The organism is Bradyrhizobium sp. ORS 86, assembly GCF_045571475.1.
In the GTDB taxonomy this organism is placed as follows: Bacteria; Pseudomonadota; Alphaproteobacteria; order Rhizobiales; family Xanthobacteraceae; genus Bradyrhizobium.
This window is the reverse complement of the sequence record NZ_CP120699.1, coordinates 1,088,022-1,109,325: the sequence shown is the minus strand read 5'-3', so window position 1 is coordinate 1,109,325 and position 21,304 is coordinate 1,088,022. Positions and strand designations below refer to the sequence as shown.

The 21,304-nt window shown below is 62.4% G+C and carries 20 protein-coding genes and 1 pseudogene; 8 read left to right on the top strand and 13 right to left on the bottom strand.

What is annotated here, in order from left to right; translation table 11 throughout:
• The first annotated feature begins 81 nt into the window (after positions 1-81).
• Both P6U25_RS05030 and P6U25_RS05025 read left to right on the top strand, forming a co-directional pair.
• Positions 82-1,098, top strand: coding sequence for an aldo/keto reductase (locus P6U25_RS05030; RefSeq protein ID WP_407150363.1), 1,017 nt, complete (start codon positions 82-84; stop codon positions 1,096-1,098).
• A 122-nt stretch (positions 1,099-1,220) separates the two neighbouring features.
• A complete protein-coding gene (locus P6U25_RS05025; RefSeq protein ID WP_407150362.1) occupies positions 1,221-1,421 on the top strand; it encodes a hypothetical protein in 201 nt (66 codons plus the stop codon).
• A 103-nt stretch (positions 1,422-1,524) separates the two neighbouring features.
• Here P6U25_RS05025 and katG read toward each other — a convergent pair whose 3' ends face one another.
• On the bottom strand, positions 1,525-3,711 hold the full coding sequence (gene katG / locus P6U25_RS05020; RefSeq protein WP_407150361.1) for a catalase/peroxidase HPI: 2,187 nt from the start codon (positions 3,709-3,711) through the stop codon (positions 1,525-1,527).
• A 118-nt stretch (positions 3,712-3,829) separates the two neighbouring features.
• Here katG and P6U25_RS05015 point away from each other — a divergent pair, with 118 nt between their 5' ends.
• On the top strand, positions 3,830-4,783 hold the full coding sequence (locus P6U25_RS05015) for a LysR substrate-binding domain-containing protein (protein WP_407150360.1): 954 nt from the start codon (positions 3,830-3,832) through the stop codon (positions 4,781-4,783).
• Between the two features lie 438 nt (positions 4,784-5,221).
• On the opposite strand, the gene P6U25_RS05010 is transcribed toward P6U25_RS05015, so the two are convergent.
• A complete protein-coding gene (locus tag P6U25_RS05010) occupies positions 5,222-6,523 on the bottom strand; it encodes a PQQ-dependent sugar dehydrogenase (protein ID WP_407150359.1) in 1,302 nt (433 codons plus the stop codon).
• A 373-nt stretch (positions 6,524-6,896) separates the two neighbouring features.
• Between P6U25_RS05010 and P6U25_RS05005 the strand changes: the two genes are divergently transcribed.
• Positions 6,897-7,190 (top strand): hypothetical protein, encoded by a 294-nt coding sequence (locus P6U25_RS05005; RefSeq protein ID WP_407150358.1) that lies wholly within the window; start codon positions 6,897-6,899, stop codon positions 7,188-7,190.
• 91 nt (positions 7,191-7,281) lie between these two features.
• Here P6U25_RS05005 and P6U25_RS05000 read toward each other — a convergent pair whose 3' ends face one another.
• Positions 7,282-8,541 carry a serine hydrolase domain-containing protein gene (locus P6U25_RS05000; protein ID WP_407150357.1) on the bottom strand — a complete coding sequence of 420 codons (1,260 nt, stop codon included), beginning with the start codon at positions 8,539-8,541 and terminating at the stop codon, positions 7,282-7,284.
• A 58-nt stretch (positions 8,542-8,599) separates the two neighbouring features.
• On the bottom strand, positions 8,600-8,782 hold the full coding sequence (locus P6U25_RS04995; protein ID WP_407150356.1) for a hypothetical protein: 183 nt from the start codon (positions 8,780-8,782) through the stop codon (positions 8,600-8,602).
• A gap of 67 nt (positions 8,783-8,849) precedes the next feature.
• Between P6U25_RS04995 and P6U25_RS04990 the strand changes: the two genes are divergently transcribed.
• Positions 8,850-9,908, top strand: a complete 1,059-nt coding sequence (locus P6U25_RS04990; protein WP_407150354.1) for a class I SAM-dependent methyltransferase — start codon at positions 8,850-8,852, stop codon at positions 9,906-9,908.
• A 28-nt stretch (positions 9,909-9,936) separates the two neighbouring features.
• Here the strand turns inward: P6U25_RS04990 and P6U25_RS04985 are convergent, their stop codons facing one another.
• Both P6U25_RS04985 and P6U25_RS04980 read right to left on the bottom strand, forming a co-directional pair.
• Complete coding sequence (locus P6U25_RS04985; RefSeq protein ID WP_407150353.1) at positions 9,937-10,485, bottom strand: DUF488 family protein; 549 nt, start codon at positions 10,483-10,485, stop codon at positions 9,937-9,939.
• Positions 10,486-10,497: 12 nt separating this feature from the next.
• Positions 10,498-10,707, bottom strand: a complete 210-nt coding sequence (locus tag P6U25_RS04980; RefSeq protein ID WP_407150352.1) for a DUF2945 domain-containing protein — start codon at positions 10,705-10,707, stop codon at positions 10,498-10,500.
• Between P6U25_RS04980 and P6U25_RS04975 the strand changes: the two are divergent.
• Positions 10,706-11,302, top strand: a pseudogene (locus P6U25_RS04975) (class I SAM-dependent methyltransferase); the annotation flags it as partial. The gene P6U25_RS04980 and the pseudogene P6U25_RS04975 sit on opposite strands and share 2 nt — an antisense overlap.
• 854 nt (positions 11,303-12,156) lie before the next feature.
• Here the strand turns inward: P6U25_RS04975 and P6U25_RS04970 are convergent.
• The 5 genes from P6U25_RS04970 to P6U25_RS04950 all read right to left on the bottom strand — a co-directional run bounded on the left by P6U25_RS04970 (position 12,157) and on the right by P6U25_RS04950 (position 16,498).
• The gene (locus P6U25_RS04970) at positions 12,157-13,167 is read right to left on the bottom strand and encodes a transporter (protein ID WP_407152422.1); all 1,011 of its coding nucleotides are present in this window, start codon (positions 13,165-13,167) and stop codon (positions 12,157-12,159) included.
• 219 nt (positions 13,168-13,386) lie between these two features.
• The gene (locus tag P6U25_RS04965) at positions 13,387-14,820 is read right to left on the bottom strand and encodes a DUF1254 domain-containing protein (RefSeq protein WP_407150351.1); all 1,434 of its coding nucleotides are present in this window, start codon (positions 14,818-14,820) and stop codon (positions 13,387-13,389) included.
• 95 nt (positions 14,821-14,915) lie between these two features.
• Complete coding sequence (locus tag P6U25_RS04960; RefSeq protein WP_407150350.1) at positions 14,916-15,272, bottom strand: HdeA/HdeB family chaperone; 357 nt, start codon at positions 15,270-15,272, stop codon at positions 14,916-14,918.
• Between the two features lie 106 nt (positions 15,273-15,378).
• Complete coding sequence (locus P6U25_RS04955) at positions 15,379-16,050, bottom strand: hypothetical protein (RefSeq protein WP_407150349.1); 672 nt, start codon at positions 16,048-16,050, stop codon at positions 15,379-15,381.
• 202 nt (positions 16,051-16,252) lie between these two features.
• Positions 16,253-16,498 carry a helix-turn-helix domain-containing protein gene (locus P6U25_RS04950; RefSeq protein WP_407152421.1) on the bottom strand — a complete coding sequence of 82 codons (246 nt, stop codon included), beginning with the start codon at positions 16,496-16,498 and terminating at the stop codon, positions 16,253-16,255.
• A gap of 367 nt (positions 16,499-16,865) precedes the next feature.
• Between P6U25_RS04950 and P6U25_RS04945 the strand changes: the two genes are divergently transcribed.
• Complete coding sequence (locus P6U25_RS04945; protein ID WP_407150348.1) at positions 16,866-17,915, top strand: helix-turn-helix domain-containing protein; 1,050 nt, start codon at positions 16,866-16,868, stop codon at positions 17,913-17,915.
• Between the two features lie 341 nt (positions 17,916-18,256).
• Here P6U25_RS04945 and P6U25_RS04940 read toward each other — a convergent pair whose 3' ends face one another.
• Positions 18,257-19,033, bottom strand: a complete 777-nt coding sequence (locus P6U25_RS04940; RefSeq protein ID WP_407150347.1) for a DUF2182 domain-containing protein — start codon at positions 19,031-19,033, stop codon at positions 18,257-18,259.
• A 47-nt stretch (positions 19,034-19,080) separates the two neighbouring features.
• Positions 19,081-19,713 carry a DUF1326 domain-containing protein gene (locus tag P6U25_RS04935; protein WP_407150345.1) on the bottom strand — a complete coding sequence of 211 codons (633 nt, stop codon included), beginning with the start codon at positions 19,711-19,713 and terminating at the stop codon, positions 19,081-19,083.
• A gap of 502 nt (positions 19,714-20,215) precedes the next feature.
• Between P6U25_RS04935 and P6U25_RS04930 the strand changes: the two genes are divergently transcribed.
• Positions 20,216-21,160, top strand: a complete 945-nt coding sequence (locus P6U25_RS04930; protein WP_407150344.1) for an aldo/keto reductase — start codon at positions 20,216-20,218, stop codon at positions 21,158-21,160.
• Positions 21,161-21,304 lie beyond the last annotated feature (144 nt).

Genomic DNA, 21,304 nt, shown 5'->3' with positions numbered 1-21,304 from the left:
CGCGGCGATGAACCTGGAATCTCGAGATTCCGGGTTCGATGCGGCGCATCGCCCCGGAATGACAGCGAGAGGGAGTGCCCGATGCAATACCGTCAGCTCGGCCGCAGCGGCCTGAAGGTTTCGCCGATCTGCCTTGGCACCATGATGTTCGGCGGACCGACCGACGAGGCGACATCGGCGCGGATCGTCGCCAAGGCGCGCGAGGCCGGCATCAACTTCATCGACAGCGCCGACGCCTACAATGGCGGCAAGTCCGAGGAGGTGGTCGGCCGCGCGATCGCCAATCAACGCTCGAACTGGATTCTCGCGACCAAGCTCGCCAATCCGATCGGCGACGATCCCAACCATAGCGGACTGTCGCGGCGCTGGGTGCTGCAGGCGGCCGACGAGAGCCTGAAGCGGCTCGGCACCGACCACATCGACATCTACTATCTGCACAAGGAAGACCACGCGACGCCCCTTGAGGAAACGGTGCGCGCGATGGCCGACCTGATCCGCGCCGGCAAGGTGCGCTATTTCGGCGTCTCCAACTACCGCGCCTGGCGCGTCGCCGAGATCTGCAACATCTGCGACCGGCTCGGCGTCGACCGCCCGATCGCGAGTCAGCCCTACTACAACGCGATGAACCGGATGCCCGAGGTCGAGCACTTTCCGGCGTGCGGCTATTACGGCCTCGGCATCGTGCCCTATAGCCCCTTGGCGCGGGGTGTCCTGACTGGCAAATACGCACCCGACGCGGCGCCAGCCGCTGACAGCCGCGCCGGCCGCAACGACAAGCGGATGATGCAGACCGAGTGGCGGCCGGAATCCCTGCAGCTCGCGCAGGAGATCAAGCGCTACGCCGAGGCCCGCGGCATCACCGCCGGGCAGTTCGCGGTGTCATGGGTGCTGAACTCGTCGTTCGTCAGCTCGGTGATCGCGGGCCCGCGCACCGAGGCGCAGTGGGACGAGTATCTCCGCGCGCTCGACTATCGTTTTACCGCGGACGACGAAGCGCTGATCGACCGCCTCGTCGCGAGCGGCCATCCCTCGACGCCGGGATTCAACGATCCGGCCTATCCGATCGAGGGACGACGGGCGCGCACGGAGCAGCCGTGACCGTATCAGGGCGTGGCCATTCGTCTCGGCTGCGCCGAAGCGACGCTTCGTAGCTTCCGAATTGCGCGAAGGCCGAGTCGGCTGCAGCATCAGCGCACGACCATGCCAATGCTGGTGCGCCGATGACCGCATCCAATGTGCTGGACTGGGTCGTGGCTCTGCTGGTTTGCTGGGCAAGCCTGACCGCGATCGTCCAACCTCCGCGCGAGACCACGCAATGCGATGCGCCGTACGCGACGGGCAGCGCGCTGCCAATTCCGCTGTCACCTCCGGCGCAGGCGGAGGTCAATGCGACGATCCAAGACATGATGCTGCACGATTGAACGGGATGGGCAAATCTCGAAAGACCTTTTGTCGAATACAACCCCTGAAATGAATCAGGGCGGCGCCGAGGCACCGCCCTGAAGGATCGTGATTGCCGGCCGCTTACTTGTGAGCGACCAGGTCGAAGCGATCGGCGTTCATCACCTTGGTCCACGCCGCGACGAAGTCCTTGACGAACTTCTCCTTGGCGTCGGCGGAGCCGTAGACCTCCGCGAACGCGCGCAGTTGCGAGTGCGAGCCGAAGACCAGGTCGACGCGGGTGCCGGTCCACTTCACCGCATTGGTCTTGCGGTCACGGCCCTCGTAGACGCCCTCGCCGACGTCGTTCCACTTTGTCCTCATATCGAGCAGGTTGAGGAAGAAGTCGTTGGTCAGCGTCCCCGGCTTGGCGGTGAAGACGCCGTGCTTGGACTTCTTGGCGTTGGCACCGAGCACGCGCAAGCCACCGACCAGAACCGTCAGCTCCGGTCCGGTCAGCTTCAGGAGCTGCGCGCGGTCCACCAGCGCCTCTTCCGGCGTCATGAACTGCGGCTTGCCGCTGATATAGTTGCGGAAGCCATCAGCACGCGGCTCGAGCGGGGCGAACGACGGAGCATCGGTCTGCTCCTGCGACGCATCGGTGCGTCCGGGCGTGAAGGGAACCTTCACGTCGGTGCCGCCATCCTTCGCCGCCTTCTCGATAGCGGCGGCGCCGCCGAGCACGATGAGGTCGGCCAGCGAGACCTTCTTGCCGCCCTTCTGGGCTGCATTGAACTCGCTTTGGATGGCTTCGAGCTTGCCGAGCACCGTCTTGAGCTGCGCCGGCTCGTTGACGTCCCAGTCCTTCTGCGGGGCGAGACGGATGCGCGCGCCGTTGGCACCGCCGCGCTTGTCGGAGCCGCGGAAGGTCGACGCCGACGCCCAGGCCGTCGACACCAGCTCGGATACCGACAAGCCCGAGGCGAGGATCTTCGCCTTCAGCGCTTCGACGTCCTTGTCGTCGACCACGGGATGGTCGAGCGCAGGGACCGGGTCCTGCCAGATCAGCGTCTCCTTCGGCACCAGCGGGCCGAGGTAGCGCTGGATCGGGCCCATGTCGCGATGCGTGAGCTTGAACCAGGCGCGGGCAAAGGCGTCCGCGAACTGGTCCGGATGCTCGTAGAACCGACGCGAGATCTTCTCGTAGGCCGGATCGAAGCGCAGCGACAGGTCGGTGGTCAACATGGTCGGCTTGCGCTTCTTCGACGGATCGAACGGATCGGGAATGATCGCGTCCGCGCCCTTCGCCACCCATTGTTGCGCACCAGCGGGGCTCTTCGTCAGCTCCCATTCGTACTTGAACAGGTTCTCGAAGAAGTAGTTGCTCCACTTGGTCGGGGACTGCGACCACACTACTTCCGGACCGCCGGTGATCGCGTCAGCGCCGACGCCCGTGCCGAACTTGCTCTTCCAGCCCAGGCCCTGGTCTTCGAGCGCCGCACCTTCCGGCTCCGGACCGATCAGCGACGGATCGCCCGCACCGTGGGTCTTGCCGAAGGTGTGGCCGCCGGCGATCAGCGCGACGGTCTCCTCGTCGTTCATCGCCATGCGGAAGAACGTCTCGCGGATGTCCTTGGCCGCAGCGACCGGGTCCGGATTGCCGTTCGGGCCTTCCGGGTTGACATAGATCAGGCCCATCTGCACGGCACCGAGCGGCTCCGAGAGCTGACGCTCGCCGCTGTAGCGCTCGTCGCCGAGCCAGGTGCCTTCCGGACCCCAATACAGTTCTTCCGGCTCCCAAACATCCGCGCGACCGCCGGCGAAGCCGAAGGTCTTGAAGCCCATCGACTCGAGCGCGACATTGCCCGCCAGGACCATCAGGTCGGCCCAGGAGATTTTGCGGCCGTACTTCTGCTTGATCGGCCACAGCAGCCGGCGCGCCTTGTCGAGGTTGGCGTTGTCAGGCCAACTGTTCAGCGGAGCAAAGCGTTGCTGCCCGGCGCCGGCGCCGCCGCGGCCGTCGGTGATGCGATAGGTGCCCGCGCTATGCCAGGCCATGCGGATCATGAGACCGCCGTAGTGGCCGTAGTCGGCCGGCCACCATTCCTGCGACTCGGTCATCAGGGCGTGCAGGTCCTTGATGACAGCGTTGAGGTCGAGAGCCTTGAACTCCTTCGCGTAGTCGAACTCCTTGCCCATCGGGTCGGACAGGTTGGAATTGTGATGCAGGACCTGGACGTCAAGCGTGTTGGGCCACCAGTCACGATTCGTGTGTCCACGGGTGCCCGTAAAGGGGCATTTGCCCGCGCCTTCGTCGGTTTTTGCGTCCATGTTTCTTCTCCGAGGTGATGGATTCTGGAATCTGCTGGAGCTGTTCCAAGAATGAGTCTACGCGCCCGATTCCATCAGGTGAAATTGACTTTAATGATCGCGTCGATAAGATAATCTGATGATAAACGTCACACTCCGGCAACTCAGATATTTCGAGGCGCTGGCCCGCCACGGCCATTTCGGGCGCGCCGCCGACGCCTGCGCGATCTCGCAACCGGCGCTGTCGATGCAGATCCGGGAAATGGAGCAAGCGCTCGGCGGCGTGCTGCTCGAGCGCGGCGCGCGGCAGGTGACGCTGACCAAATTCGGCGAGGAGCTCTTGCACCGCGTGCGCGACATCCTGCGCTCGGTCGACGAGCTCGGCGACTTCGCGCGCGCCTCGCGCGACAGGCTCGCCGGCCGCCTGCGCGTCGGCATGATTCCGACGATCGCGCCATATCTGCTGCCCAGGGTGATCGAGAATCTCGCGCGGCTGCATCCCGAGCTCGACATCCATGTCCGCGAGACGCTGACGCCGAAGCTGATCAAGGAGGTCTCCGAGGGCCGGCTCGATACCGCGATCGTGGCGTTGCCGGTGTCGGAACCGTCGCTGACCGAGGTCGCGCTGTTCTCGGAGAATTTCCTCTTGGTTCGGCCGGGCGCGGAGGCCGGAACGCCGGTGCCGAGCAGCGAACGGCTGCGCGACATGCGGCTCTTGCTGCTCGAGGAAGGCCACTGCTTCCGCGACCAGGCGCTGTCGTTCTGCAATATGCAGTCCTCGCCGCCGCGCGAGGTGCTGGATGCGAGCTCGCTGTCGACGCTGGTCCAGATGGTCGGCGCCGGCATCGGGGTCACCCTGATTCCGGAAATGGCCGTTGCAGTGGAGACGCGCTCGGCCCCGGTCGTGGTCTCGCGCTTCAGGAATCCGCAGCCCTCGCGCACCATCGGCATGGTCTGGCGCAAGACCAGCCCGCTCGCCGCACAGCTCCAGCAGATCGCCGAAGTGGTCTCGCTCGCCGCCGACACGCTGCACGCACCGAAGGAGGATGGCGGCGTGAAGGAGGTGACAAAGCGCGCGATGCGGCGAAGGTAGCGCTGCACGTTCCGCCGTCCCGGCGCAGGCCGGGACGACGACGGGGATAGTTCTCGCTCGGTCTCTCACGCCATCATTCCATTGCTCCGCATATGCGGGACCATGGATTGTCGCGGCGCCGCACGCCTCGCAATGACAAGGATAGTTCCGAGTTCGCGTCTCGGGCTGCACACACTGTCATCACCCGCGAAAGCGGGTGATCCAGTATTCCAGAGACGCCAGCGCATGAGCCGAGAGGCCGCGGCGTACTGGATGCCCGCCTGCGCGGCATGACACCTGAGGAGATGTGAGTTCGCGTTCTCGCGATATGATTTGTCCGAGTCTTGCCTCTCGTTCCGCCCTTCCGCCTTTCCCTGCGCGATGGGTTACGGCTTATACGTGCTCGCCCCGGCGAGACTGGGCTTGGTTGTCAGCCTAGGCCGAATGTCGCGGCGCGGTTTACGCGCCGGTCACGCGCCAGATCACGTTGCCGACGTCGTCGGCCACCAGCAGCGAGCCGTCCGGGCCGAGCGCGACGCCGACCGGGCGGCCGTAGGACACCTTCTCGTCAGGCGCCAGGAAGCCCGACAGGATGTCGCGCGCAGGGCCCGAGGGGCGGCCGTTCTCGAACGGCACGAACACGACCTTGTAGCCGGACAGCGTCGAACGATTCCACGAGCCGTGCTGGCCGATCACCATGCCGTCGGGAAAGCCCGGCAGCGTGTTTGAAGGCATCCAGCACAGTCCGAGCGAGGCGGTGTGGCCGCCGAGCGCGTAGTCCGGCTGGATCGCCTTGGCGACCATCGCCGGGTCCTGCTGCACGCGGTCGTCGACCGTCTGCCCCCAGTAGCAATAGGGCCAGCCGTAGAAGCCGCCGTCGCGCACCGAGGTCAGGTAGTCGGGCGGCGTCTCGTCGCCGATACCGTCGCGCTCGTTGACCACGGTCCAGAGCACGTTGGTGGTCGGCTCCCAGGCGAGCCCCACCGGGTTGCGCAAGCCGCTTGCGAAGATGCGGCTGGTGCCGGCGGCGAGATCGAGCTCGTAGATCGCGGCGCGGCCTTCCTCGACCTCGAAGCCGCTTTCGGCGATGTTGCTGAGCGAGCCGACGCCGGCGTAGAGTCTCTTGCCGTCGGCGCTCGGCAACAGGCTGCGGGTCCAGTGCCCGGCGGGCTTGAAGGTGACGAGCTTGCGGCCCTGCGCCGTGATGCGGTCCGCGCCTGCCGTGTAGGGGAAGGCGACCACGCCGTCGGTGTTGCCGACATAGAAGGTGTCGCCGACCAGCGCCATGCCGAACGGCTGGCTCAAGCCCTCCATGAAGGCGCCGCGCACTTCGGCGACGCCGTCGCCATCACGGTCGCGCAGCAGCGTGATGCGGTTGGCGCTGACGCCGAGCGCCGCGGCGCGTCGCATCGTCGCCTGCATCGCATAGTGAAACACGGTGCGCGGCGTGCCCGCGATCTGCGTTGCCTCCGCGATCAGCACGTCGCCATTGGGCAGCACGTTGATCCAGCGCGGGTGATCGAGCCCGGCTGCGAACGCGTTCACCTTGAGCCCGGGCGCCGCCGTCGGCTTTTGGCCACTGTCCCAGCCGCGTGCGGTCGGCATCTTGAGCGTTGGAATCGCGCCTTGCGATTTCGCCGCCGGAATCTCCGGCGTGCTGCCCCAAGCGGGCTTGGGCGCCTCGCCCTGCATCCGCCGCCACGCCAGCGCGACCGCGCCGATGCCCGCCACCACGCGCGCAAACATTCCGGACATGCTCATCAAACTCCCCATTTCCGTTCGCGCGCAACCGGTGTCGCGGCGCTCCCTGCCGGCCCGCCGGCACTTGCGAGCATTGGCATAATGCCGGCGCCGATGACAGTAATTATACGATCTTCGCAGGCTTCATCGAATCGGCGAGGTTGCAGGTGGGCGTTCTTCGTGAGCGCTTCCTCCCTGAGACCTTGCCCGCCGCACTGGCGGGCTTCTTTTCCTGATCCCAGCCATGCAGCTCATGTGCGGCTGCTCGTCTCGTGGTGCAGATCGTATCCTGCGGAACGATGTCTACAGCGCTCGCTCACATCGGAGTTGATCGGAAAAGCGGGAACGCTCGCCCATTGAGGTCGTTGGTCGCAACACCAGCAAGGAGCTCGCAATGCAAACGAAGATCAAAGTTGTGTCACTGGCCGCAGCCACGCTGTTCGCAACGACGGCAGGTGCATTTGCGCAGGGCTACTATTCCTACGGGAACTACGGACCCTACTATAGGGGTGGCCCGCGTTACGAGGCCGTGCAGCCAAACGTGATGTACTATCCGGCGCAACCGGGCTGGTATGGTTCCTTTAACGGCAGCAACCATCCGACGCCCAGCTCGACGCAAGGCGACGTCGGTCCGGAGGGCAACAACAACGGTACGCTGACCGGCCCCTACTATTACGGTCAGTGGTAATTCACCCAGACCAGAACCAAGGCCCGTCGCCCGTCGAGCGGCGGGCCTTGCTCATGTTCCGGCACAAGCGACGTCGATGCAGTGATGTCGCTCACTTCACCATCGCGCCATAGACGATGTCCTGGACGTTCTCGCGATAATATTTGCGCAGCTCGCCCGGGGCTGCCGTTCCCACCACCACGACGAGGCGCTCCTGCGGATCGCAGAAGAATTGCGTGCCATAGGCGCCGTTCCAGGTGAACTCGCCGGGGCTGCCGGGCACCGACGACAGGCCCTCGCTGGTCCGCACCGCCACCCCGAGACCGAAACCGAACCCACCGCGATGCGGCTCGACATTGGCGACATTGTTCTTGATCTCGGGCCCGAGATGGTTCGACGTCATGTGATGCACGGTCTTGGGGCTCAGGATGCGTTTGCCGTCGAGCTCGCCGCCATTGAGCAGCATCTGTCCGAAACGGAGATAGTCGCCGACGGTGGCGAACGAGCAGGCGCCGCCGCAATCGAACCTGGTTTGCGCATCGAGCAGCTTGATCGCCTGCGGCTTGCCGGTGAGTGGATCGTTGGCGAATGGATGGGCAAGACGCGCGCGCTGCGTCTCCGACGGATGGAAGGTCGCGTCCTTCATACCAAGCGGCCCCCAGACATTGGCCGCGAGGTAATCACCGAGCCGCTGGCCGGAGACCCGTTCGACGACCGCGCCGAGCACGTCGATCGAGAAGCCGTACTCGAACGCGGTCGACGGCTGGTGCGCCAGCGGCAGCTTGGTGATGCGCTCAATGAAGGCCTGGGTGTCACCCTCAAGCGCCGGCGCGATGCCGTCGGGATAGAGCCGCACCAGCGGGCTCGAACTGTCCGGTCGCCCGCCATACATCAGGCCGGAGGTGTGGCGATAGAGATCGTGAATGTGGATGGGCGAGGTCTGCGCCTCCATCTTCAACGAGCCGTCCGGCTGCGGCACGCCCACCTTCATCTCGCCGAACGCCGGATAATACTCGGTGAGCTTCGCTTGCAGCGGCAGGCGGCTTTGTTCCATCAGCGTGAGACCCGCGACCGCCGTCATCGGCTTGGTCATCGACGCCAGCGCGAACACCGCGTCGATCGGCATCGGCGTGTCCTTCGCCGGGTCGAGCTGGCCATAAGCCCTGTAATGCACGAGCCTGCCGTCGCGGGCGATCGCCACCACAGCGCCCGGCACGCGCTTGGCCGCGATCTCGCGCGCAAAGAAATCGTCGAGCCGCGCGAGGCCTTGTTTCGAAAAGCCGACCTGACTGGGCTCCGCCTCGGGCAACGGGGCTGCGTGAGTCATGCCGGCGACGAGGACAGCCGCGGCAGCCATGATGAATCGTCTCATCGTTCCTCCCAGGATCGCGGGCGATTGTTGTTCGATGCGCTGCCCGCCGGCCGCAGGCTTAGATCACGCTGCCAGCAGCGGCAAGGCTTGGCGTTGCGTGGGCAGCGTCACGCGCGCGCATGCCTTCCGCGAAGAACGGCTCGACCTCATGCGCGAGCGTCGTGAGCGCGGCGGGCCGCGTAACAAAACGGCACTCGTGACGAAACTGTTTTGCGCCGGCAACGAAATCGAGCCGCAACACGAGGGGTCTATGATGGCGCCTGGAAGGGAATTGCGTCTGTACCACTGACTTTTCAATGGAGGGTAAAATGGAAGTCGATAGCGACCGCCTGAATTCTTTCATGGGAAAAATGATCGGCGACGTCGGCGCGGCGATGAATACTTCGCTGATCCTGCTCGGCGACAAGCTCGGTCTTTACCGCGCGCTCGCCAAGGGCGGCTCGATGAACTCTGCCGAGCTTGCAAAAGCGACCGGAACGACCGAGCGATATGTGCGCGAATGGCTCTCCGCCCAGGCGGCCTCCGGCTATGTCGAATACGATCCCGCCAAGGGGACGTTCTCGATGCTGCCGGAGCAGGCGCTGGCACTGGCCGACGAGGATAGTCCGGTGTTCCTCGGCGCCGTGGGTCATGTCATCGCGGCGGCTTTTCTGGACGAGCCGAAAATCTCCGACGCGTTCAAATCCGGCAAGGGCGTCGGCTGGAGCAGGCGGAGCGAATGTCTGTTCTGCGGGACGGCTCGCTTCTTCCGCACCGGCTACAAACATCATCTGGTGCAGGAGTGGCTTCCTGCGCTCGATGGCGTCATCGAGAAGCTCGAACGCGGCGCCGTTGTCGCCGACGTCGGCTGCGGCCACGGCGTGTCGACACAACTGATGGCGAAGGCCTTTCCGAACTCGACGTTCTATGGCTTCGACTATCATGACGGCTCGATCGCAGCCGCGTGCGAGGCGGCGCGCGCCGAAGGATTGGCCGACCGCGTGCATTTCGAGGTCCATACGGCCAAAACGTTCCCGAAGCGCGGCTATGACCTGGTCTGCTTCTTCGATTGCCTGCACGACATGGGCGATCCGGTGGGTGCAATCAGGCACACCCGTGACAGCATGGCCGACGACGGCACCTGCATGCTGATCGAGCCATTCGCCAACGATCGGTTGCAGGACAATCTCAATCCGGTCAGCCGGCTCTACTACGCCGCGTCGACGATGGTGTGCACGCCGGCCTCGCTGGATCAGGAGGTCGGCCTCGCGCTCGGCGCCCAGGCCGGCGAAGCGCGGCTGCGTGACGTCGCCCGTCAAGGCGGCCTGACGCGCTTCCGCCGCGCCACCGAGACTCCGTTCAACCTGATCCTGGAAGCGCGGCCGTGATGCTGGCCTGAGACTGAGAGAGAGCGTCTCATGTCTCGGAGCGGCTCGTGGCCGGATAGACCACCGTGCCGTCGTCGCGGACGACCGCGCCCTCGGTGAGGCGGGCCGGCTCAAGCCGGCCCTGCCCCATGATGTGGATGACGGTCTCGCCGGCCGCGATGAGATAATCGGAGACGATACGACGGTGGCAGCGCCACCACACCGCCTCCGAACACATCATCACGCAGCGTTGCTTATGCCCCTCCTCGCGCAGATGTTGCAGGCCCGAGTGAAACGGCGCCGACAGCGCATAGTCGGCGTAGTTGTGAAAGCTCTCATTGCTCCAGAAACCGTTCACGGACGACGGCAGGCTTCGCGCCTTGCCGCGGAGCCCGCCGAGAGCGGCAATATGCTCATAGGAGATGCCGGCAGCCCCCAGCGGTTCGGGAAGCGTATCCTTGTTGAACTGCGGATTGGTTCGCGAACGCGGCACTGTCCTGATGTCGACGACGCGCTCGATCCCCGGCCCAGTCAGGAGCGCGATGAAATCCTCGAGGCTTCGGGTGGAGTGGCCGATCGTGTAGAACGGACGTGTCACGCTCCGCCTGCGCTACGCCGGATGAAGGGCGCTGCCCTTGTGGGCCGCGACATGATCGGTCTTGTCGCTCTTGATCTCATATTGCGGATCGTCCTTCGAGGCACGATGCGTGTGGCCCTTGTAGTCGAAGTCGCTGGTATGAACCGCGATGATGGTGCCCGAGACCCGGCCGGCCTCGGAATTCCAGCTCACGTGATCGCCGACTTTGAACTTCCTGGCCATGTCGAGACGTCCTTCGGATAGCTGGCTGCGCAAAACGGCAGCACGGAAACGTCCGAGGTTGCAAAACGATCGGGGGCCTGCGGAGTTCCTGCGGAGATCATGCTATGCTCCGCGACACGAAACTCCAACAGGAGCCGGACTGATCGTGAAGCAGGCGAATTGGACTGATGGTCCCACGGACGGGGTCGCCGCGGCCGTGCATGATTTCTACGAGCGTCATCCCTACCCCGGCGCCGTTGACCAGCTCGGCGAAGATCAGGCCGAAATGCCCGAGCGGCAGGCCCGTAGGAGCGAGCATCATCTTTTCTGGCCGAAGCAGCCATTTCGCGAGGACCGGTCAATCCTGATTGCAGGATGCGGCACCATTCAAGCGGCAAGACATGCGCGCCGATGGCCGCGCGCGCGGGTCGTCGGGATCGATGTCAGCGAAGCGAGCCTTGAGAAGACGAGGCTCCTGCGGGAGAGGCACCGACTTGACAATCTCGATCTCAAGCGGCTGCCCGTCGAACAGGCTGAGCAACTTGCGGAGCAATTCGACCAGATCATCTGCACCGGCGTCTTGCACCACCTGCCCGATCCGGATGCGGGCCTCCGCGCCTTGCGGAGCGTGCTTGCTCCGCGTGGAGCCATGCATCTGATGGTGTACGCCCCGTACGGACGGGCGGGGATCTATCTGATCCAGCAATATGGCCGCTTGCTCGGTCTCGGCTCCACGCCTTCCGAGATCCGCGATCTCATGACGGCGTTGAAGAGTCTCCCCAAGGGCCACCCGCTATGGCCGCTGCTGCAGAAGTCTCCCGATTTCCTGTATGATTCAGGGATCGCCGACGCCCTGCTGCATCCGCGGGACCGCCCGTATTCTGTTCCGCAATTTCTCGCCCTTGCAGCCCGAAATGGATTGCGCTTCGGACGCTGGATGCGGCAGGCACCTTATCTGCCTTATTGCGGCGCGCCGCGGGGCACGCCGCACCAGCCACGTCTGGCCGATCTTGCTCCGTCCGCGCAATACGGCGCGATGGAGCTGTTTCGCGGGACGATGTTACGACACAGTGCAATCCTCTATCGTGACGACGAGGCCGATCATGCGGTCACGTTCGAGGGCGAGGCGTGGTTGGGCTATGTGCCGATCCGCATGCCGGGCACGTTGTGCGTTGAGGAGCGATTGCCGCCCGGCAAAGCGGGAGTCCTCATCAACTCGCACCACACCGATACCGATATCTATTTGCCGATCACGGCACCCGAGAAGCGCGTCGTGGAAGCAATCGACGGCGAACTTTCGATCGCGGCCCTGATGAAGGCAAAATCGGAACAGAACCGAGCCGGGTGTTGTTTCAGCGCCTTTGGCACCACGATCAGGTGGTGTTCGATACGTCGCACCAGCCATAGACGCTCGTCGGAAGGCGCCGATCGGTCCGACCGCAGCGTCCGGGCTGGGCCGCGACGGCGCAGCTATTTCGTTGTCGAACGTCGAGTAGCGGCCACGGTGGTGGGTGCCATCGGCGAAACTGAAAACGTCAGCCACGTATTCCAGCCGGCCGGGCGGTTCTCCGCGGCAAACTCTCCGTACCCCTTCAGGTTCAGGAAGCCCTGCATGTCGCCGACGGGAAAGAGAAAGCCGATCTGCGGGCCGACGCTGAATACCCGGGACCGGAAGCCTCCCAGGGCAGGATGCTGACCAAAATCTTCGGTGATCTGCTGGTAGGCATAGCCCACCAGGCCAACGAAGAGCTGCTTGGATAGAAACTGGGAAGCAGCCCAATCCACGTGGAAGTCGATGCCGTTCTGGTACTGCGTATCCGGATTCTTGAAATTGTAGGTGAAGCCCGCGACAGCAGAAAACTCATGTCCCGCCTGCGGATTGAAATAGCTATAGCCGCCGCCGGCATCGATTGCAGCATGACCAATGCCGAGATTGGCGAGACGGGTCGAACTATAGGCCCCGACCGGAATATCTCCCGTCACGTAGGTCATGAAATTGTGGACGCCAGCGTTCCACTTGAGAGTCGCCTGCGGATAGAGATCGCCGACCGACATAATTGAATCGGCGATGCTGCCCGTGCGCGTTAGCGCCAGCGGGCCGACTGCCGCCGTCAGTGTTCCGTCAAGGTTAGCGCTCGACCGCCCGAACAGTCCGGTTACGCCAATGGCAAGCTGTCCGCCCAGCACCGGCGTTGCGAATGTGTAGGTCGGGTTGAGCAGCACGAGATCCGCCTGTGCGTTCAAATGCAGGTTCAGATCGACGTTCACCGTCGCAGGAATTCTGGCGACCTGAATCTCCCTTGCGGCCGCTGCATTGCCGAAGGCACTTACACTGGTGTGATAATAAACTTCCGCCATCGACCAGCCTGGGACCTGAGGGGTCGCTGCAAGACTACCGAAGCGGCCGGGAAGCCAATATGAGACGCCACCCTCGTCGGCGCGGACGGCTCCAGACGGGATTGACGTTATCGCCATTGCCATCGCGATAACTGAGCTTCTGAACGGGAAACGGATTACTGACATTGCTTTGCTTCGCCTGCCGGGCTGTCTCTTTCTCGGAAGATCAACTGTGCCCATCTCACACCCCCGCATTCTAGGCGTTCGCGTAACGACCTGTCCCGCCGCACAGTTCTTCCCTCGGCGGCGCACGCTCGCTTGAACCGATGCCGGCCCCTTGCGGGCCGGCATCGGTTCAACCTCTCAAGCTCCGACCTTCTTGGCGGCAGGAACCGTCCATGTGCCGTTGATGATCGACGGGTCCGTTTCCTGCGGCCAGTACATGCGCAGCATCAGTATGAAATCGCCCTCCGGCGCGGGAAGCCAGTTCGACTCCTTGTCCTTGCCCGGGGAATCTTTCTGAATGTAGAGATCGGTCGAGCCGTCCGGGTTTTCCTTCAGATCTTCACGGGCGCTGATCGAGTAGCGGTTGATCGGGTTCTTCACGAAGAAGTAGCCGCTATCGTACATCGTGAGCGACCAAAATCCCTCCGCGGGAGGCAGTTGGCCTTTGGGAAACCGCATGACGTACTTGTTCGCGCCATTGTACTTCTGGCCGTCCGCGTCCTTCTGCGAGACCGGGTACACCGCATCCTGCGGACGATTGGCACCGAGTCCGATCGCGGTCACCAGGGCCCGCATCAGATAGTCGGTACCATAGATGCCGGTCTTCGTTGTGAAGGCAAAGCCATTCTCATCCTTGATGGCTTTGTTGATCTTGAACTGAAGCATGATCCTGTCGAACGACACCTCCGGTACGCGCTTCAGGAAGTCCGCCTTGAGCTTGCTTTCATCAAAATCCTGTCCCGGGACAATGCCGATGCGGGCAAACTTGGCAAGCTGCGGCGCGTCTGCTGCGTATGGCGGATTGGTCTTCATCAGCTCGCACAGCAGCTTGAAGTACGAAACGGCGTCCATGCGATTGACCTGTTCGCGGACAGCCGTCTTCATGTCGATCGAGGGATCTACTTTTCCGGCGGGTGGCGTATACGGTTTGCCGTAAGCGCTGAGCGGGACGAGGCTGCACTCGTCCTGCAGCTTGTGGACCGCCGCATAGTCCTCCGGCGTACCGGTGCAGTAAATGCGGCCGAGCAGCCACACGATGTTGGTGGCTGACTTGTATTCCTTCACGCCGGCCGGCAGCGTGCCTTTCCACCCGGGTCCAGTAATCGCGTAAGTCTGCGCACCGGTGCCGGTGGTACGTTTCCCTGGAACCTGAAACACTGTGGTCCAGCCGTCGAGCATCGGCATCAAGAAATAGCGTCCCTTCATGTCCGGGATGCTGAGCACCCACGGCTCTTTCCCGACATCGAAAAAGGACGTCGTGTACAGAGTGTCCGCGTTCGGCGCCGTGACATCCCTGAACGAAGCGTCCGGATACTGGCGCAACTTGATGATATGGCCCATCGGCCCTCGCGTTCCAACCGGCTCGGCCACGTTGGTGATGACCCGGCGCGTCATCTCCATCGTCACCAATGGATAGCCGAAGATGTAGGCGTCGCTCGCGAGCCAGAAGTCCTCCAAGCCCTGACCGATCCCGACGAAGGAGCCGTCCTGGGCGACGGCCGATTGTCCCATCGCCGCTCCGGTGAGCAGACTCATTCCGCCAAGCGCAAGATCGCGACGAGTGATCTTCATTTTCTCTCTCCTTTACCTATTTGACGGTCTTGAAAATTGAGGCAGAGAGGGCTGCGCCGACCTTCGGCGCGTCCCGTCGAGCGTTCTGTCCGCAGCTATGGCTGCATCTTGATTCCAAGTTTGGCTCTCATGTCCTTGAACACGATTGCGATCGCCTCGATGATGAGTTGATCAGGATGAGCCTTGCAATGTTGGATCACCTCGTGCTCGGCTTGCCGGGACTTCTTGATGTCGAGATAATGCTTGTGCGCGAGGCCGTTGTACCAACCGCTGTACCAGGCGGTGAGAAGATCGGCATCGCCCTGCCACGTTCCGGCGAGCTGCGCGCATGTCAGTTTCTGAACGTCCAAAAAGCCTTCGGCATTCGCGTAGACGCTCAGATCAGTTTGCGCATGCGCTGATTGGATGATCGCGAGGCTTAACGATGCTGCGATGACGGCGGTTGGCCGCATTATTCTCTCCTGTGATTGAGGTGTTCAGACCTCGGTCGCTCACGACCAATCCTGTTCGGCAAAAGCCTGCTGACGTTGCGGCTATGACGCGCTCGATCCGCATTGCTCAGTAGCAAGGAGGATGGGGATAGTATCCGCATCGGGGCGCATAGTAGTACGGATAGGCTGCCGCAGCTCCAAGGGCGGCCGCTCCTGCAACGGCCGCACCGCGGTAGTAAGCACCGCGCCAAGCGGTTCGGCGGGCGACACCGGCGAAGGACAGTGGCGTGAACGGCCGGCCAATGATGTCGATAAAGATCGACGCCGGTCCATCAGCGCCGGCAAGATCTCCCTCGAGCACATCGACATCGAAAGTGAGTTTGTCGCCTTCAAGCTTGGGAGACTTGAGCACGACGACGGCGTCGGCCACTGATGACCCGTCCTTCCTGAATCCGGAAACCGTCGCGTTGGGAGGATCCTTGGCGAAGTTGTCGCTGCCGTTGCCCCAGTCCTCGATGATTCGAGACGTGAGGTCGTGACCGGCGGCCCGAACGGGTCGATCGGCAAACACGATGGCATTCGGCGAAAGTCCCGTCAGCGCAAGCTTGCCATCCTTCAGGCTCGCACTGCGCGAATTGAGGACGAAGAGGGAGGGCACGACTTCCGGCTTTGCCTGGCCTATCGACTTCTCGAGCGGAACGTGCGGCTTCTGTTCGGATGCCGTTTGAGCAGAAAGGTATTGGGGGCAGATGAGCCAGCCGCCGGCGCAAAACACAAACAGAACAGCACGAAGTTTCATGTTATTCTCTCCGTTGAAAAGTGGATTGTTGTTCTCGGCCGGCTCCTATGGCCTTCCAGGCGCGGCCTCGCGCGCCTGCTCCGTCATGTCTCAAAATGGCTTCCTCACAAGCTGACTAACTTCAGCAAGCAGCTTCGCTAAGCATTTCGCGCCAATTCAGATCGCGCGTCTTGCCATTTCGCGCCAATGGTCGGCGATTGCTTCAGTCATCAATCACGCGCGTGCGTCTGCGATGACGTGCCCGCTCCTGCTTACGGGCGAGTTGCTGCTGCCGGTAAACAATGGGCTGAACTTTCATCAAACGCACGAAAGTGCGGCTGAAGCTGCTTGCATTGGTATAGCCGAGGAGTTTTGCGATATCGGCCAGGCGCTTGCTTGAATTCGCGAGCATGCGGCAAGCGATGGCCAAGCGAACCTCCGCAAGCATTGCGCTGTGGCTTGTGCCCATGCGGCCGAGATGACGCTGCAACGTCCGCGTGCTGACTTTGCAGGCGCGAGCCGCGCTACCGAGAGTTGCGTCACCATGTCGCAGCGACGCGACAATGGCCGCGCGGACCGCCCGGGATGAAGGCAACAGGACAGCTCTCATCGGTTTGTGTGAGGCGTGAAGCCCATGTTCCCTCGAAAGAAAACCGATGCTTTGAGGTTACATGCATCTGCAGGACCAATCTGGCCATCAGCCGCCAGGCTTTTTGTCAGATGGAAATATTCGAGCACCTTGCGCGCAACGCCGGGCATGACGCGACAATCGAGAACGCAAGAAGCTCGGCAGCCTGCTAGTCTGCCTCTGCGTCAGAATTCTTGGGTAGGTGATAATGCCCCTCAGTCCTTTGACCCGCTGTCAATTTCTTATACCATTTGCTGAAATTCATTCAGAAGTCGGCGGACCTACCGCGGCGCTTCTCGCCAAATTTCGGCTGCCGACGTCGTTGGAGGAGAAAGCGGATCACTACGTGCCGCTGCTGCCGGCCGTTCGCTTTGCGACGGCCGCTCAGCAAAAGCAGGGACTGTCGGAGATTGCCTTTCGCGCAGCCCAGAGGCTCTCATTCGATCATCTGAGCGATGCCATGCGGGTCCGCATCGGGCATTCACCAACGCTGCTGGCTGCTCTTCAGCAGATGTGCAAGTGGGCGCCGGTCGAAGATACAAATCTGCGTCTATGGCTGGAGCCCTGCGACGAAAGCGTGAAAATCTGCAGCAGGCTCATCGGGACGGAGGGCATCTCGCATCTTGAGATGTCCCAATGGCTTCAGAACATATTCGTCGTGCACATTGTCCGTCAGTTCGCGGGCGCAAACTGGACTCCGAAAGTGATCGCGTTTGAAGCCGATTATGCACCGAGCAAGGAAGTTGAATCGCATTGGCCGGACACGCGTTTCATGTCAGGCGAGACGGCCTCCTGGATCGAAGTACCGCTGCAATTCTTGAGCTACCCCAATCGCGCAGATGTTGTCCGCTCCAGTGTACCCGAGACGGAGCGACAGCCTTTCAGCAACGACGTCGTCAGCATTCTCAAGCTGACCTTGCCGTCATATCTTGACGAAGGAGGCCCGGCGATCGTGCAGGCCGCTGAGATGGTTGGACTGAGCGTCAGGAGCCTGCAGAGGAAGCTGGCGCTGGCCGGGCTGACATATTCGGGCCTGCTCGAGCAGGTCCGCTTCAACAATGCGATGCAGCTTCTCAGCGACACCGAGAACAAGATCATCGATGTAGCATTCTCATCAGGTTATGCAGACCCTGCCCACTTCGCTCGCGCTTTCCGACGGATTTCGGGATTCAGCCCGCGCGAGTTTCGGGAAAGGTCGAGGCACGGACAGGCCGACGTCGATCGTCCCACCTCTCATCTGGATGATGATCGTCTCTAGATCAGCTTTGCGCCTTGGATGCCGCTCAATATAGCCGCGTGGAATTTTCTGGCTTCTGGCTGATCTAGAAGGACGCCCGCCGGGGCGGCGCAGACGAGTCCGCCTGCGGTGGTGGTGGCATTTTCCGCCGCTCCCACCAGATCGCCTCCGTCCGTAATTGTCTTGGCAACGATTGTGAGTTCGCGCCAGCATGAGGAGACTTCGGCGGGCGAAGAAACACCAGCCTTCCCTGGCTGTATTTCAGCACATGAGCCGATTCGTTCCTGCTGGCTTACCCGTCTTCTTCATTTGCTCCAGACGGCGAGCCCAACACAACGGCGGTATCGCTCTGCTTTCGCATCTCACATCCCGCGCGCAAGCGCGACCGCTCCGGACAGGATGAGGGCCCCGCCAGCCGCCTGGCTGAGCCTCCGGCCGAGCGGCAGCAATTTCTCGCAGGCGACGTAGAGGGCAATGCCGACGATCCAGATGAGATTCATCGCGCCGACGACGAACAGTAGCGCCATCAGAAACCAGCAGCAGCCGACACAATAACCGCCGTGGCGAAGCCCCATGCCGAACGCCCCCATCGTGCCGGGCCGCCAATGCCGGCTGAGGAACAACAGCGGGCTCTGACAGTAGCGAAGACAGGCGGTCTTGAGCGGCGTGAACTGGTAGAGGCCTGCGGCCAGCAAGATGAAGCCGCCCATCACCGCACTGGTGCTCGCCATTGCCATGGACAGGAAGCCCACGTGCTCGAGCAGCCATTGTACCAGGACCGCAACCAGGCTGAATCCAGCCCATATCGCGAGATAGCCGACGAGAAAGACCCAGGCTTCAGTTGCAGCAGCGTACCCGCCCTCCTTGCGCTTGACGGCTGCGTACAACAGGACGGTGGGCGCCGCACTCGGCACCATCATCGCGATCATCATCACCCACCACATGGCGAACAGGAGCGCGGCATAGACCGGCGTCCATGGCATCGGCTCCATGTCCGGCATCTCGACCATCATCTCGGTATCCATGCCGGCGCCGATGGCCAGGTACGTCCAGGCGAGCGTCACCACGGCGACAAGCCCGACCATCACGACCAGGCGATCGCGGCGCAGCACGTGTTCGAGCAGTCTAAGCCCGGTCATGAGCCTACCTGACTGACAGCGCGGCAAATCCGACGGCGAATTCAGCCTCAGGCGGCAACACCCTCCGGCGTCTGCACGACGGTGGCGAGCGAGCTATGCGTGCCCTTCGTTTCAAACTTGATCGCGCCGGTCGAGCTGATGCTGGCAGAGGCGACCTCAGCGCCGCGGTGCTCGAACCCTTCGGGCATCATGACCTGAATTCGATGAGGGGCGCCCGTCACCGGATTCTTGATCGGCTCGACCTCCGTCTCCAGCACGCCTTTGGCGACGAGCTTCGCGACGCGCCCGTTCTTGTCGAAGGAAAATTCGAGCGGCACAAAGAGCGGATCGTGAATGGTGGTCACGATCAGGCTGAGAATCTGGAACAACGTGCCTTCGGCCGAATACTTGCCGGAGAAAATGTTGAACAGCGCCTGGCGCTGCTCCGGCGTCGCGCGCTCATCAATGATGGGCTGCATCTTCCCATTGCCTTCATGCAGCGCTCCTGGAAAGTCGACAGTGGCCGCGAAACAAAGGCCGTCGAGCTTGGTGCCCTCGAAATGTCCTTTGGTGATCCTCATGCCGACCAGCCCCTTGCAAGAGCCGTTGGTCGGCCGGGCATTGAAATCGCAGGGGCAGCCAAACGCGCAATTACAATTCTTGATCCATTCGCCTTCGAGACGCCAATCCGGTGCAGCCATGGCACATCTCCCAATGTTGAGGAGGACGAGGCAGCCGCTCGATAATTGTGATAATGTTGAACGTTGAATTCGTCTTGCCAGGAAATCGCGAGCGCGATCGATGGTCGATCAAAAAAACCAGCTCGCACCGAAGTCTGTCTTGCGGACTGCGATCTACTGTCCCAATGCAAAAAGCATATCAGCCGTTGCTTGGGGCGTATAGTGAGACGCCCCTTCGACAGGCAGGTGGGGCATCACGAACCCGCAATCGCGGAAGTCCCGGCTGGCGGCCCAGCTTGGCGGGAAGGATCCTTGTGGTCCGCCGGAACCCTTGGCTCAAATCCTGGATACCGAGCTCCACTCTGGTCGAAGCGTTGCACTCCAAGGCGACCGCCTTGCGCCACAAGCACCCCTTCCGCATATCTTGACTCAGCAGCCGGAGGCTCCAATCTTCGCGGTGAGCTAGCCGAGCGGAACTCGGCCGATCAATCTTCAGATCGGGCCCGCAGTCGAAGGGCGTGTCGTGAAAAGTAGCGATACAAGATTGCTGAGCCGGCGTGAGTTCAATGAAGGTTGCGTCGCGCTTGGTTCGTTGGTGACTTTGTCCGGCGCGTTGGCCCTCGGTGCAGCGACTGCCGTAGCCACAACGGACACCGCGCGCACCGTGAGGTTTCGCGACGGCACCCTTGTACCGGCGATCGGTCAGGGCTCTTGGCATATCGGGCAGGGAAGACATCCGGCTGCTGACGAAGAAGAAGCGTTGCGCACGGGCCTTTCGCTCGGGATGAGGCTGATTGATACATCGGGGAATTACGGTGAAGGCCGTTCCGAGGAATTGATCAAGCGCGTGATAGCCGGTCAGCGTGACCGCGCCTTCGTGGTGTCCAAGGTGGAAGCCGATGAGGTCACTGGAGATGCCATGGCACGTGCTTGTGAGGCCAGCCTTACCCGGCTCGGTACTGATCATCTCGATCTCTATTTGCTGCACTCGCCAACTCCGAGCGCCGAACTTTCCGAGGTCGTAGCGGGGTTCGAAAGTCTACGCGCAGCGGGCAAGATTCGCGCTTGGGGCGTGTCCAATTTCACAGTCACCCAAATGGAAGATCTGTTCCATATTCCACAAGGCGATCGCTGCGTGACCAATCAGGTCTTTTACAATCTCGGCGGCCGCGGCATTGAACGCGACCTGCTGCCGTGGTGCGAACGGCACAGCATGCCGGTGATGGCCTATTCGCCGCTTGGCGGCCTTGGCGCCAACCTGCTGGGTGATCCCAACCTTGGACGTATTGCCGCAGCACACGCTTGCTCAGCAGCCGCGGTGGCACTGGCTTGGACCATCCGCGGCGGTAACGTCATTGCGATTCCCGAATCCGGGTCCGTGGCACATGCAAAGGAAAACGCCGTCGCGCTGTCACTGACACTGACACCTCAGGAGATTCAAACTCTGGATACGGCGCATCCGCTATAACTCATTCAACAATTGATAGTTGTGGAGGAACAGGCGCGAGACGTTCGAATTGGTCTGCGCGAGGTCACGAATGGAACGGTTGCAGATGCGGCTGCACCTCTAGAAAGGCGTTTCGCAATACAAGCAATGTCAACAGGAGCCGAA

What these genes read in the sequence shown, in the direction of transcription:
- P6U25_RS05030 (WP_407150363.1), top strand. Translation starts at nt 82, where the DNA reads ATGCAATACCGTCAGCTCGGCCGCAGCGGCCTGAAGGTTTCGCCGATC.
- P6U25_RS05025 (WP_407150362.1), top strand. Translation starts at nt 1,221, where the DNA reads ATGACCGCATCCAATGTGCTGGACTGGGTCGTGGCTCTGCTGGTTTGC.
- katG (WP_407150361.1), bottom strand. Translation starts at nt 3,711, where the DNA reads ATGGACGCAAAAACCGACGAAGGCGCGGGCAAATGCCCCTTTACGGGC.
- P6U25_RS05015 (WP_407150360.1), top strand. Translation starts at nt 3,830, where the DNA reads ATGATAAACGTCACACTCCGGCAACTCAGATATTTCGAGGCGCTGGCC.
- P6U25_RS05010 (WP_407150359.1), bottom strand. Translation starts at nt 6,523, where the DNA reads ATGAGCATGTCCGGAATGTTTGCGCGCGTGGTGGCGGGCATCGGCGCG.
- P6U25_RS05005 (WP_407150358.1), top strand. Translation starts at nt 6,897, where the DNA reads ATGCAAACGAAGATCAAAGTTGTGTCACTGGCCGCAGCCACGCTGTTC.
- P6U25_RS05000 (WP_407150357.1), bottom strand. Translation starts at nt 8,541, where the DNA reads ATGAGACGATTCATCATGGCTGCCGCGGCTGTCCTCGTCGCCGGCATG.
- P6U25_RS04990 (WP_407150354.1), top strand. Translation starts at nt 8,850, where the DNA reads ATGGAAGTCGATAGCGACCGCCTGAATTCTTTCATGGGAAAAATGATC.
- P6U25_RS04980 (WP_407150352.1), bottom strand. Translation starts at nt 10,707, where the DNA reads ATGGCCAGGAAGTTCAAAGTCGGCGATCACGTGAGCTGGAATTCCGAG.
- P6U25_RS04970 (WP_407152422.1), bottom strand. Translation starts at nt 13,167, where the DNA reads ATGGCAATGGCGATAACGTCAATCCCGTCTGGAGCCGTCCGCGCCGAC.
- P6U25_RS04965 (WP_407150351.1), bottom strand. Translation starts at nt 14,820, where the DNA reads ATGAAGATCACTCGTCGCGATCTTGCGCTTGGCGGAATGAGTCTGCTC.
- P6U25_RS04960 (WP_407150350.1), bottom strand. Translation starts at nt 15,272, where the DNA reads ATGCGGCCAACCGCCGTCATCGCAGCATCGTTAAGCCTCGCGATCATC.
- P6U25_RS04955 (WP_407150349.1), bottom strand. Translation starts at nt 16,050, where the DNA reads ATGAAACTTCGTGCTGTTCTGTTTGTGTTTTGCGCCGGCGGCTGGCTC.
- P6U25_RS04950 (WP_407152421.1), bottom strand. Translation starts at nt 16,498, where the DNA reads ATGGGCACAAGCCACAGCGCAATGCTTGCGGAGGTTCGCTTGGCCATC.
- P6U25_RS04945 (WP_407150348.1), top strand. Translation starts at nt 16,866, where the DNA reads ATGCCCCTCAGTCCTTTGACCCGCTGTCAATTTCTTATACCATTTGCT.
- P6U25_RS04940 (WP_407150347.1), bottom strand. Translation starts at nt 19,033, where the DNA reads ATGACCGGGCTTAGACTGCTCGAACACGTGCTGCGCCGCGATCGCCTG.
- P6U25_RS04935 (WP_407150345.1), bottom strand. Translation starts at nt 19,713, where the DNA reads ATGGCTGCACCGGATTGGCGTCTCGAAGGCGAATGGATCAAGAATTGT.